This is a genomic window from Alphaproteobacteria bacterium (genome assembly GCA_040218575.1).
Lineage (GTDB): Bacteria > Pseudomonadota > Alphaproteobacteria > JAVJRE01 > JAVJRE01 > JAVJRE01.
In genome coordinates this window covers 265,372-281,346 of sequence record JAVJRE010000001.1, presented here as the reverse complement: position 1 = coordinate 281,346, position 15,975 = coordinate 265,372, and the positions used below count along the sequence as shown (strand labels likewise).

At 67.8% G+C, this 15,975-nt stretch carries 17 protein-coding genes; 5 read left to right on the top strand and 12 right to left on the bottom strand.

From position 1 onward, the window contains the following. Positions 1-3: 3 nt before the first annotated feature. The 12 genes from sdhA to ffh all read right to left on the bottom strand — a co-directional run bounded on the left by sdhA (position 4) and on the right by ffh (position 10,859). On the bottom strand, positions 4-1,809 hold the full coding sequence (sdhA, locus tag RIE31_01355; GenBank protein ID MEQ8639250.1) for a succinate dehydrogenase flavoprotein subunit: 1,806 nt from the start codon (positions 1,807-1,809) through the stop codon (positions 4-6). Continuing rightward, the gene (sdhD, locus tag RIE31_01350; protein ID MEQ8639249.1) at positions 1,810-2,208 is read right to left on the bottom strand and encodes a succinate dehydrogenase, hydrophobic membrane anchor protein; all 399 of its coding nucleotides are present in this window, start codon (positions 2,206-2,208) and stop codon (positions 1,810-1,812) included. Then, positions 2,205-2,636, bottom strand: a complete 432-nt coding sequence (gene sdhC, locus RIE31_01345) for a succinate dehydrogenase, cytochrome b556 subunit (protein MEQ8639248.1) — start codon at positions 2,634-2,636, stop codon at positions 2,205-2,207. The genes sdhD and sdhC overlap by 4 nt, the downstream gene beginning before the upstream one ends. Positions 2,637-2,750: 114 nt before the next feature. After that, positions 2,751-3,776 (bottom strand): aspartate-semialdehyde dehydrogenase, encoded by a 1,026-nt coding sequence (locus RIE31_01340; GenBank protein MEQ8639247.1) that lies wholly within the window; start codon positions 3,774-3,776, stop codon positions 2,751-2,753. A 62-nt stretch (positions 3,777-3,838) separates the two neighbouring features. Beyond that, positions 3,839-4,948, bottom strand: coding sequence for a 3-isopropylmalate dehydrogenase (leuB, locus tag RIE31_01335; protein ID MEQ8639246.1), 1,110 nt, complete (start codon positions 4,946-4,948; stop codon positions 3,839-3,841). A gap of 4 nt (positions 4,949-4,952) precedes the next feature. Next, a complete protein-coding gene (gene leuD, locus RIE31_01330) occupies positions 4,953-5,570 on the bottom strand; it encodes a 3-isopropylmalate dehydratase small subunit (GenBank protein ID MEQ8639245.1) in 618 nt (205 codons plus the stop codon). Between the two features lie 27 nt (positions 5,571-5,597). Beyond that, positions 5,598-7,004, bottom strand: coding sequence for a 3-isopropylmalate dehydratase large subunit (leuC, locus tag RIE31_01325; GenBank protein MEQ8639244.1), 1,407 nt, complete (start codon positions 7,002-7,004; stop codon positions 5,598-5,600). An 8-nt stretch (positions 7,005-7,012) separates the two neighbouring features. After that, positions 7,013-7,426, bottom strand: coding sequence for a 50S ribosomal protein L19 (gene rplS, locus RIE31_01320; protein ID MEQ8639243.1), 414 nt, complete (start codon positions 7,424-7,426; stop codon positions 7,013-7,015). Then, entirely contained in the window at positions 7,423-8,154 is a 732-nt protein-coding gene (gene trmD / locus RIE31_01315; GenBank protein MEQ8639242.1) for a tRNA (guanosine(37)-N1)-methyltransferase TrmD, read from the bottom strand. Before trmD ends, rplS begins: the two co-directional genes overlap by 4 nt. 22 nt (positions 8,155-8,176) lie before the next feature. Then, positions 8,177-8,860, bottom strand: a complete 684-nt coding sequence (gene rimM / locus RIE31_01310) for a ribosome maturation factor RimM (GenBank protein MEQ8639241.1) — start codon at positions 8,858-8,860, stop codon at positions 8,177-8,179. A 13-nt stretch (positions 8,861-8,873) separates the two neighbouring features. After that, the gene (rpsP, locus tag RIE31_01305; protein MEQ8639240.1) at positions 8,874-9,407 is read right to left on the bottom strand and encodes a 30S ribosomal protein S16; all 534 of its coding nucleotides are present in this window, start codon (positions 9,405-9,407) and stop codon (positions 8,874-8,876) included. A 93-nt stretch (positions 9,408-9,500) separates the two neighbouring features. Next, positions 9,501-10,859, bottom strand: coding sequence for a signal recognition particle protein (gene ffh, locus RIE31_01300; GenBank protein MEQ8639239.1), 1,359 nt, complete (start codon positions 10,857-10,859; stop codon positions 9,501-9,503). 279 nt (positions 10,860-11,138) lie between these two features. Here ffh and dapF point away from each other — a divergent pair, with 279 nt between their 5' ends. From dapF to RIE31_01275, 5 genes are read left to right on the top strand one after another with little or no spacing between them, the layout of a single operon-like run. After that, complete coding sequence (gene dapF, locus RIE31_01295) at positions 11,139-12,053, top strand: diaminopimelate epimerase (protein ID MEQ8639238.1); 915 nt, start codon at positions 11,139-11,141, stop codon at positions 12,051-12,053. Further along, the gene (gene mtaB / locus RIE31_01290) at positions 12,050-13,429 is read left to right on the top strand and encodes a tRNA (N(6)-L-threonylcarbamoyladenosine(37)-C(2))-methylthiotransferase MtaB (GenBank protein MEQ8639237.1); all 1,380 of its coding nucleotides are present in this window, start codon (positions 12,050-12,052) and stop codon (positions 13,427-13,429) included. The genes dapF and mtaB overlap by 4 nt, the downstream gene beginning before the upstream one ends. Next, entirely contained in the window at positions 13,426-14,445 is a 1,020-nt protein-coding gene (ftsY, locus tag RIE31_01285) for a signal recognition particle-docking protein FtsY (GenBank protein ID MEQ8639236.1), read from the top strand. The genes mtaB and ftsY overlap by 4 nt, the downstream gene beginning before the upstream one ends. A 49-nt stretch (positions 14,446-14,494) precedes the next feature. Beyond that, positions 14,495-15,349 carry a DMT family transporter gene (locus tag RIE31_01280; GenBank protein MEQ8639235.1) on the top strand — a complete coding sequence of 285 codons (855 nt, stop codon included), beginning with the start codon at positions 14,495-14,497 and terminating at the stop codon, positions 15,347-15,349. Continuing rightward, a complete protein-coding gene (locus RIE31_01275; GenBank protein ID MEQ8639234.1) occupies positions 15,346-15,966 on the top strand; it encodes a septation protein A in 621 nt (206 codons plus the stop codon). The genes RIE31_01280 and RIE31_01275 overlap by 4 nt, the downstream gene beginning before the upstream one ends. The last annotated feature ends 9 nt before the right edge of the window (positions 15,967-15,975 follow it).

Sequence of the window (15,975 nt, the reverse complement as noted above, 5' to 3'; positions counted from 1 at the left end):
GGTTCAGTAAACGCGTTTCTTGGGCGGTACGCTCTTCACCCGGTCGGTCAGCGGCGCCAGATGGACCGGGCGATAGTCCAGACGGACGCCATAGTCGCCGTCCACCCAGGCCAGCGAGTGTTTCATCCAGTCCTGGTCGTCGCGCTCGGGAAAGTCCTCGCGGGCGTGGGCGCCACGGCTCTCGGTGCGCGCCGCCGCTGAGTGCAGGGTGGCCAGGGCCTGTCCCATCAGGTTCTCCAGTTCCAGCGTCTCCACCAGATCGGAGTTCCAGATCATGCTGCGGTCGCCGACGCGGATGTCGCTCATGCCGGAGGCCACCTCAGCCAGCTTGCGTTTGCCTTCCTCCAGCACGTCCTCGACGCGAAAGACGGCGCAATACTCCTGCATGGTCCGCTGCATGGCCAGGCGCAGCTCTGCCGTCGGTGTGCCGCCGCTGGCATGGCGCAAACGATCCAGCCGATCAAAGCTGGCCTCGCCCGCTCCCGCCGGCAGGTCCGGCACCGGCGTATCGCCATCCAGCGTGCGCGCCACCTGGTGGGCGCAGGCGCGGCCGAAGACCACCAGATCAAGCAGTGAATTGGTGCCCAGCCGATTGGCGCCATGGACACTGACACACGCGGTCTCACCGGCCGCCATCAGGCCGGGACACACCGTGTCGCTGGCACCCTCGGCGGAACGGATGGCATCGCCATGAATGGTCGTGGGAATGCCGCCCATGTTGTAATGGACCGTCGGCAGGACCGGGATCGGCGCCTTCGCCGCATCGACGCCGGAGAAGATGCGCGCCGTTTCGGTGATGCCCGGCAGACGCTCATGCAGCACGTCGGCGCCCAGATGCTCGATATGCAGGTCCACATAATCACCGCGCGGGCCACAGCCGCGGCCTTCGCGCATTTCCACCGTGATGGCGCGGCTCACCACATCCCGTGAGGCAAGGTCGCGGGCGTGGGGTGCATAGCGCTCCATGAAGCGCTCGCCCTCGGAATTGGTCAGATAGCCGCCCTCGCCGCGCGCCCCTTCGCTGATCAGCGCGCCGGCGCCATAGATGCCGGTCGGGTGGAACTGCACGAACTCCATGTCCTGCAACGGCAGACCGGCGCGCAGCACCATGCCATTGCCGTCGCCGGTGCAGGTGTGCGCCCCGGTACACGAGAAATAGGCCCGGCCATAGCCGCCGGTGGCCAGGATCACGGTCTTGGCGGCGAAGCGGTGCAGGCTTCCGTCATCCAGATTCCACGCGGTGACGCCGCGGCACGTGCCGTCCTCGTCCATGATCAGGTCGAGGGCGAAATACTCCACGAAGAACCGTGTGCGGTGCTTCAGCGATTGCTGATAGAGCGTATGCAGCAGGGCATGACCGGTACGGTCGGCGGCGGCACAGGCGCGCAGCGCCGCGTCGCCCTCGCCATAGTCCTGCATATGGCCACCGAAGGGACGTTGGTAGATACGGCCGTCACCGGTGCGACTGAACGGCATGCCGAAATGCTCCAGTTCCACCACCGCTTCCGGCGCGCTGGCGCACATGAACTCGATGGCATCCTGGTCGCCCAGCCAGTCCGATCCCTTGACCGTGTCATACATATGCCAGCGCCAGTCATCCGGCCCCTGATTGCCAAGAGCGGCGGAAATGCCGCCCTGGGCAGAGACGGTGTGGCTGCGGGTGGGAAACACCTTGGTGATGCAGGCCGCCGACAGACCGGCCTGGCTGATGCCCAGCGCCGCGCGCAGGCCGGCGCCGCCGGCGCCGACCACCACGACGTCATAGGCATGATCGTGGATGGCATAGGCGCGGCCTGTCACATTCGCCATTCAGCCCACCCGTCCGAGAGCCATGAGCAGCACCGTCAGGATGCCGAGCAGGGCAAGGAAAATGGCCGCGCCCTTGATCAGGACGATGGCCGCGATCTTGATCCATGGCGTGTGCAGATAGTCCTCAACGATCACCTGCAGGCCGAGCTGGGCATGATGGAACAGCGCCACCAGCGTGGCCACCAGCAACACCGCCACCAGCGGCGATGCGGCCCAGTCCACCACCTCCGCCCGGCTGGCGCCGATCTTGCCGACCAGAGACGCCACCAGCCACAGGCTGAGCGGCGCCAGAGCGACCGCGGTCAGACGCTGCGCCCACCAGTGGCCGACGCCCTCGCCGGCGGCACCCAGGCCACGCGCCCGACCAAGGGCGGAGCGTTGCTCGTCACGCGCCATCATGCTCCCCGCAGAAGATAGCCCGCGCCCCAGGTGGCGAGTGTCAGGAGCAGGGTGGCGAACAGGGTCAGCCAGGCGGTGAGCCGGGCTCGCGGCAACTCAAAGCCCCAGCCGGCGTCCCACGCCAGATGCCGGATGCCGTTGGCCAGGTGGTAGAACAGCGCCAGGCTGAAGCCGAACAGAATGACGCGGCCAGCCACCGACGCCAGCAAGCCATGGGTGAAATCATAATAGGCGGCGCCCACCGCCGCCGAGGACAGCCACCAGACGAAAGCCACGGCCCCCACCGCCAGGGCGACGCCGCTCAGCCGGTGCAGAATTGACAGTGCCATGAGCAGCGTCCAGCGATAGATCTGGACGTGCGGCGACAGCGGGCGCGGATGCAACGGCGCTGCTGGGGTGGACCGGTCGGAGTGTGGCGAAGTGGACACGAGGCGGATATGGCCCTGTTGGTGCGCCGGGCGAGCCATTGTTTACGGCCCGGATGACCGTCAAGTCAACGCGATGGACTGTTCCTTTTCCGTTAAGGCGCCCGAACCAGCCGTTCAGGCGGCCTTCTTCAGGTGACGGCGAATCATGTGCTCGGCGATCTGCACCGCGTTCAGCGCGGCTCCCTTGCGTAGATTGTCCGAGACGATCCACAGCGATATGCCGCTGTCCACCGTCGGATCCATGCGCAGGCGACTGACGAACACCGCGTCCTCACCAGCCGCTTCCTGCGGCGTCACATAACCCTCGTCGGCCCGATGGTCTATCAAGATCACGCCCGGCGCGGCCTTCAGGGCGCGACGGATCGCCGCCTCGCTGGCGTCTTTCTCGAACTCCACATTGACCGCTTCGCTGTGGCCGATGAAGACGGGCACCCGGACACAGGTCGCCTGCACCCGGATGGCGGGATCGAGGATCTTCTTGGTCTCAACCGCCATCTTCCACTCTTCGTGGGTCTGGCCGCCGTCGAGAAAATTGCCAATGTGGGGAATCGCATTGAAGGCGATCTGCTTGGTGAACTGTTCGCGGGTCACGGCCGCGTTCATGAAAATAGCGCGCGTCTGGTCGAACAGCTCGTCCATCGCTTCCTTGCCGGCGCCGGAAACCGCCTGATAAGTGTCCACAACGATGCGACGGATGGTGAACAGGTCGTGCAGCGGCTTCAGCGCCACAACCATCTGGATGGTCGAGCAGTTGGGATTGGCGATGATGTTCTTCACTCCATAGCCGTCCATCGCCTGCGGATTCACTTCCGGCACCACCAGCGGCACGTCCGGGTCCATGCGGAACTGCGATGTATTGTCGATGACCACGGTGCCGGCCTTGCCGGCGCGCGGCGCGTGTATCGCCGATACCGCGGAGCCCGGCGAGAATAGCGCGATGTCGGTGCCGGCGAAATCATAGGTCTCAAGATCCCGCACCTTGAGGGTGCCGGACTCGCCGAACGACACCTCGCTGCCGGCCGAGCGAGCCGACGCCAGGGCCACCACCTCATCCGCCGGGAACTCCCGCTCGGCCAGGGTCTTCAGCATTTCCTTGCCAACGGCGCCGGTGGCGCCAACCACAGCCACTTTGTAGCCCATGTCTCCTGTCCCTTTGTGCCGCGCCGCGTCATGCGGCGCGCTTTCACTTGTGCCGCGCCGCCTTATGCGGCGCGCCGGTCAAGCGCACTGACGACGGCCCGTCCCATCTCCGCCGTCGAGACGATGGTGCTGTCGGGGCCGGCGATATCGCGGGTGCGAATACCCGCCGCCAGCACGTCCTGCACCGCCTGCTCCAGCAGGTCTGCGTCATCGCCCTGGTCGAAAGAATAACGCAAGGCCATGGCAAAACTCAAAATCGTCGCCAGCGGATTGGCAAAGCCCTTGCCGGCGATGTCCGGCGCCGACCCATGCACCGGCTCATACATGGCGCGGCGGTGGCCGGTCTCGTCGGCTGGTCCCAGAGACGCTGACGGCAGCATGCCAAGCGAACCGGTAAGCATGGCGGCGCAGTCCGACAGGATATCGCCGAACAGATTGTCGGTGACGATAACGTCGAACTGGGCCGGATTGCGCACAAGCTGCATGGCGCAATTGTCGGCATACATGTGGTCGAGCGCGATGTCGGCATAGTCGGCATCGTGCAGGGCCTGCACCACGCGCCGCCACAACACGCCCGACTCCATCACATTGGCCTTCTCCACCGACATGACCCGTTTGTCCCGCAGGCGCGCCAGCTCAAAGCCGACCCGCGCAATGCGCTCGATCTCCGGCGTCGTATAGACCTGGGTATCAACGCCACGCTCGCTGCCGTCGACCAGGGTCTCGATACCCCGCGGCTGACCGAAATAGACACCACCCGTCAGCTCGCGCAGAATCAGAATGTCGAGCCCCCTGACCACTTCCGGCTTCAGGGTCGAGGCGTCCACCAGGGCGTCGAAGACAATGGCCGGCCGCAAATTGGCGAACAGGTCCATGGCCTTGCGGATACCCAGCAGCGCCGCCTCCGGTCGCAGATGACGTTTGACATTGTCCCACTGCGGCCCGCCGACGGCGCCCAACAGCACCGCATCCACATCCATCGCGTCGGCCAGGGTCTTGTCGGTGAGCGGCTGGCCATGGGCCTCATAGGCCGCGCCACCGACCAGATCTTCCTTGATGTCGAAACCGACGGCGCGCTTCTTCGCCAGCCAGTCGGTGACACGGCGCACCTCGCCTACTACTTCCGGGCCGATGCCGTCACCCGGCAGAAACAACATGCTGCGATTGGCCATGGGGCTATTCCGCCGCGGCGTAGAGCCAGGGCTGATTCTGACGCCCTGCCGCCTCATAGGCGTCAATCGCCTTCGCCTTTTCCAGGGTCAGGCCGATATCATCCAGACCGTTGAGCAGACAATGCTTGCGAAACGCATCCACCTCGAACGTCACCACGGCGCCGTCAGGGCGGGTGATCTCCTGCTTCTCCAGATCGACCGTAAAGGTGGCGTTGGCGCCGCGCGCGGCATCCTCCATGAGCTCGTCAACCCTCGCCTGCGGCAGCACGATGGGCAGAATGCCGTTCTTGAAGCAGTTGTTATAGAAAATATCGGCGTAGCTCGGCGCGATGATGCAGCGGATGCCGGCATCCAGCAGGGCCCACGGCGCATGCTCACGGCTGGAGCCGCAGCCGAAATTGGCGCCCGCCACCAGCACTTTCGCATGTCTATAGGCCGGATCGTCCAGCACGAACGACTGCGCGGTGCCGTCGGCCTTGAAGCGCAGCTCATAGAACAGGCCCTTCTTCAGGCCGGTCCGCTGGATGGTCTTGAGGAACTGCTTGGGGATGATCATGTCGGTATCGACATTGGCCATCGGCAGCGGTGCTGCAACGCCAGTCAGGGTGGTGAACGCATCCACGGATTCGGCTCCTTTGTCGCCACGCCGTCAGGCGAGATCACGCACGTCGGTCAGGTGGCCGGCGATCGCCGCCGCCGCGGCCATGGCCGGGCTCATCAAGTGGGTGCGGCCGCCGCGGCCTTGGCGGCCCTCAAAGTTGCGGTTGGAAGTAGAGGCGCAGCGCTCGCCCGGCTCCAGCCGGTCGGCGTTCATCGCCAGGCACATGGAGCAACCGGGCTCGCGCCAGTCGAAGCCGGCCTCTTTCAGCACCTTGTCCAGGCCCTCGGCTTCGGCCGCCGTCTTCACCAGGCCGGAGCCCGGCACCACCATGGCATGAACGCCGTCCGCTACCTTGCGGCCTTTGGCGATCGCCGCCACGGCGCGCAGGTCCTCGATGCGGCCGTTGGTGCACGAGCCGATGAAGGCGCGGTCGATCTTGACGCCCGCCAGATTCGCGCCGGCCTGAAGCCCCATATAGTCCAGCGCCCGGACCAGCCGGTCACGGCGGCCGGCATCGCTTTCAGCCGCCGGGTCAGGCACGACGCCGGTGATCGGCGCCACGTCCTCGGGGCTGGTGCCCCACGTCACCTGCGGCGCGATGTCGGCCACATTCAGCCGCACGTCCTTGTCGTAGGACGCGCCCTCGTCTGACGGCAGCGTCCGCCACCAGGCAACGGCCTGGTCCCACGCCGCACCGGCCGGCGCCATGGGGCGGCCCTTGAGATAGGCGAAGGTGGTCTCGTCCGGTGCCACCATGCCGGCGCGAGCACCGGCCTCGATGCTCATGTTGCACACGGTCATGCGGCCGGCCATGGACAGGTCGCGCACCGCCTTGCCCGCATATTCAATCACATGGCCGGTGCCGCCGGCGGTGCCGATCATGCCGATGATGGCCAGCACCATGTCCTTGGCGGTGACTCCCAGCGGCAGGTCGCCGTCCACCGTGATGCGCATGTTCTGCGCCGGTCGCTGGATCAGCGTCTGGGTCGCCAGCACATGTTCCACTTCGCTGGTGCCGATGCCGAAGGCCAGCGCACCAAAGGCGCCATGGGTCGAGGTGTGGCTGTCGCCGCAGACGATGGTCATGCCCGGCAGGGTGAACCCCTGCTCCGGCCCGATGATATGGACGATGCCCTGGCGATGGTCGTCCATGCCGAAATAGGCAATGTCGAAGTCGGCGCAGTTCCGGGCCAGGGTTTCCACCTGTATGCGCGATTCCTCGTCGGCAATTCCGGAACTGCGATCCGTCGTCGGCACGTTGTGATCGGCCACCGCCAGGGTGGCGTCGGGCCGGCGCACCTGCCGTCTGGCCAGACGCAGGCCCTCGAAGGCCTGCGGGCTGGTCACCTCATGGACCAGATGACGGTCCACATACAGCAGGCAGGTGCCATCGTCCTGCTGCTGGACCAGGTGTGACTGCCAGATCTTGTCGAAAAGCGTACGCGGCGCGGTCATGATGGAAATCAGCGCTTGCGCGAGCTGACCTCGGCATCGGCCCGGCCATCGGTCATCCCACGGCCGGTGGTGCGCTCGGCAATGCGCGCCTTGCGGCCGGTCCGTCCACGCAGATAGTACAGCTTGGCCCGGCGCACATCGCCGCGGCGCACCAGATCAACCGAATCAAGCCTGGGGCCATACAGCGGAAAGACGCGCTCGACGCCTTCGCCATAGGACAGCTTGCGAACGGTGAAGCTGGAGTTCAGGCCGTCATTCTTGCGGGCGATGCACACGCCCTCGAAGGCCTGGACACGCTCGCGCGTTCCTTCCACCACCCGGACATTGACCCGCACGGTATCGCCGGGGCTGAACTCCGGCATGGTCTTGCCTTCGCTCAGACGGGCCATTTCACGTTGTTCCAGTTCCTGCACGATATTCATGACTCTTCCGCCTTGTCCGTCCGCCGCGCGCGGGCCCGCCACAGGTCGGGCCGCCGCTGGCGGGTGATTGTCTCCGCCTCTGCCTGACGCCATCGGCGGATCGCCGCGTGGTCGCCCGACACCAGAATATCCGGCACGGCGCGCTCGACGCCGTTGCCATCGGTCCACACCCGGGGACGGGTGTAGTGCGGGTATTCCAGCAACCCGCTCTCGAAACTCTCTTCACTGACCGAGTCCGCCGCACCCAACACCCCGGGCAACAAGCGGACACAGGCATCGACCAGGGCAATCGCCGCCGGCTCGCCACCGGACAGGACATAGTCTCCAAGGCTGATTTCTTCCAGCCCGTGCGCCTCGATCACCCGCTGATCAACGCCCTCGAAACGGCCGCACAGCAAAACCACCCCCGGCCCCCGCGCCAGCGCCTTGACCCGCGCCTGGGTCAACGGCGCACCACGTGGCGACAGCACGATCGCCGGACGCGGGGTCCCAAGTCCCGCACGGGCGGCGGCCAAGGCCCGATCCACCACGTCCGGCCGCAGAACCATACCGGCCCCGCCGCCATACGGCTCGTCATCGACGGAGCGGTGTTTATCGCGCGCAAAGTCGCGGATGTCCACCGTTTCAAGCGCCCACAGGCCGTTTTCCAGCGCCTTGCCGGCCAGCGAATGGGCCAGCGGGCCCGGCAGCATCTCTGGAAACAAGGTGACCACCCGGGCGGTCCACATAACCGGCCGCCGCCAGCCGCGCTCAGCCGCGGCGCGGCGCGACGACGGGCCTGCCTGCCGTGCCGCCGGCCGCTCTGCCGGGCCCGGCACCGGGCAGTGTCTCGTCGCCCACCGGCTCCAGCAGACCTGGCGGCGGATCGACCACCAGCCGGCCGGCCGGAAGGTCCACCTGCGGCACCACGGCGCGGGTGAAAGGCACCATCACCGACGCCCCTTGCGGCGGCGCAACCTCCAGGATCGGCCCGGCGCCAAAGTCATGCACGGCCTTGATCCGGCCAAGCGGCTTGCCGTCGGGCCGCTCGGCCCTCAGACCGATCAGATCCACGTGGTAATACTCCTCCTCCTCCGCCGGCGCCGGCAACGCCGCACGCTCCGCATAGAGTTGTACGCCGCGCAACGTCTCGGCCTGTGTGCGATCGGCCACGCCATCCAGCCGGGCCAACAACTGGCCACGCGCCTCGCCGACCACCCGCAGCACGAAGCGCCGCCGGCCGCCTCTGTCCGACAACGGGCCGTAGCGGGTAATGGCCGCCGGCTCCTCGGTGAAGCTGCGCACCTTGACCGTGCCGCCGATCCCGTGCGGACCGGCAATGACGCCGACGCAGATACGCTCGGCCCCGCCGGACCCGTGATCCGCGCCCACCTCGCCTGTGCCCGTATCGCCCGTGCCCGCGTCGCGCATGGTCCTGTCTTTGACGCCGGTCATGGCCTGGGCCGGGCTAGGCCGCGTCGCCCTTGACCGTATCGTCAGCCGCCGTCCCATCGGCGCCAGCCTCTGCCGGTGTGGTCTCTGTCGGCGCAGCCTCTGCCGGAACCGCCTCCGCTGCGGGCGCGGCTTCCGCCGGGGCGGCTGCAGCGGCGTTGCGTTCCGCCGCGGCGGCGGCTTCGGCGGCGATCGCCGCGTCTGCGGCGGCGGCCGTCTTCGCCTCGGCCTCGCGCGCGCGCTCCTGCGCCTTGGCCTTTGGCAGGTGCTGTTTGCTCTGCTCCGGCCGCGCTGGCATGGGGATGATCTCCGCCTGGCCCAGGAACCGCGCCACGCGATCGGTCGGCAGCGCGCCCTTGCTCAGCCAGTGGCGGATGCGCTCGGCATCAAACCGCAGACGCTCCGGATTATCCTTGGCGACCATGGGATTGTAGTAGCCCAGCCGCTCGACGAAACGGCCGTCGCGCGGCGCCCGTGAATCGGCGACGACGATTCGATAGAACGGACGTTTCTTGGAGCCGCCGCGGGCCAGTCTGATCTTCAATGCCATAGTCTCTGCTTTCTGTTGAACTCGGTTGGGTTGTTGTTGTCGGCGCAGGGATCTGCGCGACGCTGTGGTTGCCTGATTGATGATTGTGTCGTGTCAGTGCGGCAGACCGCCGGAGCCAAGCAGCTCTTCCAGCCCGCCCTTGCCGCCCTTGCCCATCTTCTGCGCCCGCTTCATGAGCTGCTGCATCTGCTGATGCTGCTTCAGCAGTTTGTTGATGTCCTGCACCCGGGTGCCGGAGCCGCTGGCGATACGCTGCTTGCGTGAGGCCTTGATGATGTCCGGCCGGCTGCGCTCCCGCTCGGTCATGGACGAGAGGATCGCCTCCTGCCGCGCCAGTGCGGAATCATCCACCTTTGATTGCTGAAGCTTTTTGCCCATCTGGCCCATGCCCGGCAGCATTTTCAGCACCTGGCCCATGCCGCCCATGCGGCGCATCTGCTTTAGCTGCTTGGCCAGATCGTTGAGATCGAACTTGCCGGCCTGCAGGCGCTTGGCCATGCGTTCGGCATCGGCCTGCTCGATGGTCTCTGCCGCCCGTTCCACCAGGCTGACCACGTCACCCATGCCGAGAATGCGCCCGGCCACGCGGTCGGGATGGAACGCCTCCAGGTCTTCCGGCCGTTCCCCAACGCCAATCAGCTTGATGGGCTTGCCGGTCACCGCGCGCATGGACAGTGCGGCACCACCGCGCGCATCACCATCCACCCGCGTCAGGGCGATTCCCGTCACCGCCAACCGCGCATTGAAGGCCTCCGCCGTGCTCACTGCGTCCTGGCCGGTCATGGCATCGGCCACCAGCAGAATCTCCCGCGGCTTGACGGCGTCGCGCACGGCCGCCGCTTCCGCCATCATCTGGTCGTCGACGGTGACGCGACCGGCGGTATCCAGCACCACCACGTCATAGCCGCCGCGTCTGGCCACATCCATGGCGCGGCTGGCGATGACCAGCGGCTCTTGCCCCTCTTCGATGGGCAAGGTGGCGACGTCCGTCTGCTCGCCCAGCACGCGCAACTGCTCCTGCGCCGCCGGCCGGTAGACGTCCAGCGAGGCGAGAAGCACCTTCTTGCGCTCCTTGCGCGTCAGGTGCAGGCCGATCTTGCCGCTCATGGTGGTCTTGCCGGAACCCTGCAGGCCGACCATCAGGATTACCGCCGGCGGCTCGCCGCCAAGCGTCAGCGCGCTCTCATCGCTGCCCAGCGTGGCGACCAGTTCGTCATGGACGATCTTGACCACCATCTGCGCCGGGTTGACGCCGCGCAGGACTTCCTGGCCGACCGCCTTCTCCCGCACCCGACCGACCAGATCGCGCACCACCGGCAGCGCCACATCCGCCTCCAGCAGGGCCACCCGCACTTCGCGCAGGGCCTCTCCCACCTCGGTTTCGGACAGGTTGCCGCGCCGCGTCAGGCGGTCGAATATTCCGGACAGGCGATCTGTCAGACTGTCGAACATCAGCGATCCATCGGTTACGCCACCCCAGGCCGGACATCGGACAAACACCAACGAAGGCAAACGCCAAAGGACGCCAGCGGATGCAACGCATCGGCTGGCGGACACCACGGACCATACCGGTCTGGCCGGCAGGACTTGGGCGCTTGTCTCGACTTCCCGCTTGGGAAGGGTGGTTTTGGCCCGCCGGCCTTCCGGAGTCAAGGAAAACACCACGTTTGCGGGCTTGTGACCTGGCTTTGCGGTGGACGCTGGCGGCACCGCCGCCCTATATGTCGGGTCATGCAACCGGTCGCCCCCGCCCCGTTTCTCAAGATGCACGGTCTCGGCAATGATTTCGTCGTGCTCGACGGGCGCCGCCACGGCTGGACCGTGACGCCGGCCCTGGCCCGTGCCCTGGCCGACCGCCGCACCGGCATCGGCTGCGACCAGGTCATCCTGCTGACTGCCGGCGCCGAGGCGGCGCTCGACGCCGCCATGGCCATATGGAATGCCGACGGCAGTACCGCCGAGGCCTGCGGCAACGCCGCCCGCTGCCTGGTCGGGCTGCTGCTGGATGAAAGCGGCGCGGACCTGGTTCGGCTCGACACCCCGTCTGGCCCGGTCAGCGGCTGGCGCGCCGCAGCCGATCTCGCCGGGCCGGGCCGAAACGACACCGGCGACTGGATCAGTGTGGATATGGGCCCGGTCCGCACCGACTGGCGGGACATTCCGGTGGCCAGCCCGTGCGATACCCTGCACATGCCGGTTTCCGGCGGGCCGCTGAGCGATCCGGTCGGCGTCAATGTCGGCAATCCCCATGCGGTTTTCTTCGTGCCCGACGCCGAGGTCGTGGACCTCGCCACACTCGGGCCACAGATCGAGCGCGATCCCTTCTTTCCCCGCCGGGTCAATGTGGAGGTCGTCTCCCTGCTGGACACCAGGACCCTGCGCATGCGGGTGTGGGAGCGTGGCGCCGGGATTACGCGGGCCTGCGGCACCGGCGCCTGCGCCGCCCTGGTGGCGGCTCATCGACGCGGCCTGGTGGACCGGCCGGCGGCGCGACTGCGCCTCGATGGCGGCGATCTCCATATCGCCTGGCGCGACGATAATCACGTGGTCATGAGCGGGCCCGCACGCACCGCCTTTCGGGGCACCGTGTCGCCCGCCCTGTTGGCCGCGGCGGCGGACACCGCTGGCCCGGTCGCCGGCGCATGAACGGGCCCGCACCGGCGGCCGGCGCCGGCGAACCGACGGTCCTGACCTTCGGCTGCCGCCTCAACGCGTGGGAAAGCGATGTCATCCGCCGTCACGCCCTGGCCGCCGGCCTGACGGATGCGGCTATCGTCAACACCTGTGCGGTCACCGCAGAGGCCACGCGCCAGGCACGCCAGGCCGTGCGCCGGCTGCACCGGGATGCGCCGAGCCGCCCGCTCATCGTCACCGGCTGCGCCGCCCAGCTTGATCCGGCGGTGTTCGCCGCCATGCCGGGCGTCAGCCACGTACTGGGCAATGCGGAGAAGCTGCGGCCGGCTAGCTGGCGGGCGCTGACCGGCGCGCATGGCCATGCCGCCGACCCTTCGGCTACCGGCGCCCGCACCGCCCGCACTGATGTCGCCGACATTATGACCGACACCACCGTGCCGATGGCGCCCGCTGACGATATGGCCGGTGATGCGGCCGGCGCCTTCGACGGCCGGGCCCGCGCCTTCCTCGCCATTCAGCACGGCTGCGACCACCGCTGCACCTTCTGCATCATCCCCTTTGCCCGCGGACAGAACCGCAGCCTGCCCATGGCCGACATCGTGCGCCGGGCCCGGGACCTGGTGGCCCGGGGTTTCGCCGAGGTTGTGCTGACCGGGGTCGATCTGACCTCGTGGGGCCATGATCTGGCGGGCCGGCCGACCCTCGGCAATGCCGTGGCCGACCTGCTGGAGCGGGTGCCGGAGTTGAACCGTCTGCGCCTGTCCTCGCTTGATCCCGGCGCCATCGACGAGCCGCTGCATCGGGTCTTCGCCAGCGAACCGCGTCTGCTGGCCCATCTCCACCTGTCGGTCCAGGCTGGCGATGACATGGTCCTCAAGCGCATGAAACGTCGCCACCTGCGCCATCACGTGCTGGAGCTGGTGGCGCGCTTGCGCGCGGTGCGGCCGGAGGCCGGGTTTGGCGCCGACCTCATTGCCGGCTTTCCGACCGAGACCGCCCCTATGGCCGACAACAGCCTGGCGCTGGTGCACGAGGCGGGCCTCGCCTTTCTGCATGTTTTTCCCTACTCCGCCCGCCCCGGCACACCGGCCGCGCGCATGCCACAGGTGGCGGTGGCCGAGCGACGGGCCCGCGCCGCCCGTCTGCGGCGCGCCGGCGACCAGGTTCTCGCCGCCTTCCACCGCCAGCGTCTGGGCCGCGCGGCCGAGGTGCTGGTGGAAACCGCCAATGGCGACGGCGGCGGCGATGGCCGCGGCGGCGACGGGGCGATCATTCGCCTGGGTCACGCGCGACCCGATGACGTGGGCCGCGTGGTCCGGGCCCGCATCATCGCCATGGGCGACGGTCGCCTGCTGGCCCGCCGCACCGGCCTGGCCGCCCGATCATGAGCCAGAACGACAGCACAGAACATCCCGACCCGGCCCGCCCGCCGGCAGAGTCAGAAACCCCGGCGGCCCCCCGTCGCAACTGGCTGCAGCGCCTGCGCAACGGTCTCGGCCGCAGCGCCCGCGGTCTCAGCGACGGCATCGCCGGCGTCGTGCGCCGCCGCCGCCTCGACGAGGCGGCACTGGAAGAGCTGGAAGACACGCTCATAGCCAGCGACCTCGGGGTCGCCACCGCCAGCGACCTGTGCAAAAGCCTGGCCCGCGCGCGCTTCGGCCGTGACGTCAGTGATGAAGACGTGCGCCGTCATCTCGCCCATGACATCGCCGCCATCCTGCAACCGGTGGCGGTGCCTCTGACGCTCACGCCTCAGAACGGTCCCCATGTGGTGCTGGTCATGGGCGTCAACGGCAGCGGCAAGACCACAACGCTTGGCAAGCTGGCGCGACAATGGCGCGACAGCGGCCGCTCGGCCCTGCTGGTGGCCGGCGACACCTTCCGCGCCGCCGCCACAGAGCAGCTACAGGTGTGGGGCCGCCGGTCTGACACCACCGTCATGACCGCTCGCCCCGGCGCCGATTCTTCGGGCCTGGCCTATGACGCGCTTGATCGGGCGCGCCGGGACCATATGGACATCCTGGCCATCGACACCGCCGGCCGGCTGCAGAACAAGGCCGATCTCATGGCTGAGCTGGCCAAGGTGGTGCGTGTCCTGAAGAAGCTGGACCCTGCCGCACCCCACACCACCTTGCTGGTGCTGGACGCCACGGTCGGCCAGAACGCCTACCAGCAGGTGCGCTTGTTCAATGAGGCGGCGGCCATCACTGGTCTCATCGTCACCAAACTCGACGGTACCGCCAAGGGCGGCGTGGTGGTTGGTCTGGCGCGGGAGTTCGGTCTGCCAATCCATGCTGTCGGTGTCGGCGAAGGGGTGGAGGATCTGCGGCCGTTCGAAGCTCGCGCCTTCGCCCGTTCGCTGCTCGGCCTGGACCCGGACCCTGACCCGGACGGCGACGATTGACCATAGCGCTGCACCTGCACCCGCGCCTCGCCCCGCCCACTGACAGCCCATGACGCTGGAACCCCTGCTCGTCGGCCTGGTGCTGCTATCGGCCGTCATCCATGCGGTATGGAACGCCATGGTCAAGGCCTCGGGCGACCGTCTGTTGTCGGTCACCTGCCTGATGACGCCGCCGGCGCTGATGGGCCTTGCCATCGCCATCTGGGCGCCGCTGCCGCCGCTGGCGGTCATCCCTTTCCTGCTGTTCTCGGGCCTGTCCTACAGCCTGCACTACGCCGCCCTGCTGGCCGCCTATCGCCATGGCGATCTGAGCCAGGCCTACCCCATCGCCCGCGGTTCGGGCCCGCTGTTCGTCGCCTTGCTGTCGGCGCCCGTGGCGGGAGAGTTTCTCTCGCCGCTGGCCTGGCTTGGCATCCTGGCCATCTGCGGCGGCATTCTGGCGCTGGCCCTGCGCCGACGCGGTGTCGGCGCTCCCCTGCGCGGCATCACCTATGCCTTGCTCGTCGGCCTGACCATCGCCGCCTACAGTTTCTCCGACGCGCTCGGCGCACGCCTGCCACAAGACCCGTTCAGCTATATCGGCTGGATGCTCATGGTCCAGCTTATGCCGCTGTTGACGGCCACTCTGGTGGCCCGCCGCCGGCTGATCGCGCCCTTCCTCAAACGCAATGGCTGGCGCAGCCTGCTGGGTGGCACGCTCGCCGGCTTCGGCTATGCGGTTGTGGTGTGGGCCTACAGCCAGGGCACCATCGCTCCCATCGCCGCCCTGCGCGAGACCAGCGTCATCTTCGCTGCAGTCATCGGCACACTTCTTCTGGGCGAACCGTTCGGCCGCTGGCGTGTGGCCGCCGCCGCTATGGTGGCGGCCGGTATCGTGCTGCTCAATCTGGAGGCTGTGTTTTGAACGACAAGAGCGATCCCGGTCATGACCCCGGCCGCCATACGCCGGCAGACCGGCCGGTGCGGACCGTGTCGTCGGGCCGGCGTCTGGCGCTCGACCTGGGTCCGCTGGCGGTCTTCTTCATCGTCTTTCAGATGTCCGGCCTGTTCGCCGCTACCGCCGCCTTCATGGTCGCCGTCAGCCTGGCCCTGGGGCTGACCTGGCTGGCCACACGACGCATCGCCGTAACGCCTCTTGTCACCGGTATCGTGGTGATCGTCATGGGTGGACTGACCCTGGCGCTGGACAGCGAGGTGTTCATCAAGCTGAAGCCAACCCTGGTCAATCTGGCTTTCGCCATGGTGCTGCTCGGCGGCTATGGGCTTGGCCGCTCACCCATCCGCGTGGTGCTCGACAGCGCGCTCAGCCTGGATGATGCCGGCTGGCGCCATCTGACGCTCCGCTGGGGCCTGTTCTTTCTTTTCCTCGCCGCTCTCAACGAGGCGGTCTGGCGCAGCCAGACCACTGAGATCTGGGTCAGTTTCAAGGTGTTCGGCATGCTGCCCCTGACCCTTGCCTTTGCCGTGGCGCAGGCCCGGCTTGTCATGCGCCACCGCACCGACGGCCGGACACGGCCCTGATCGGACAGG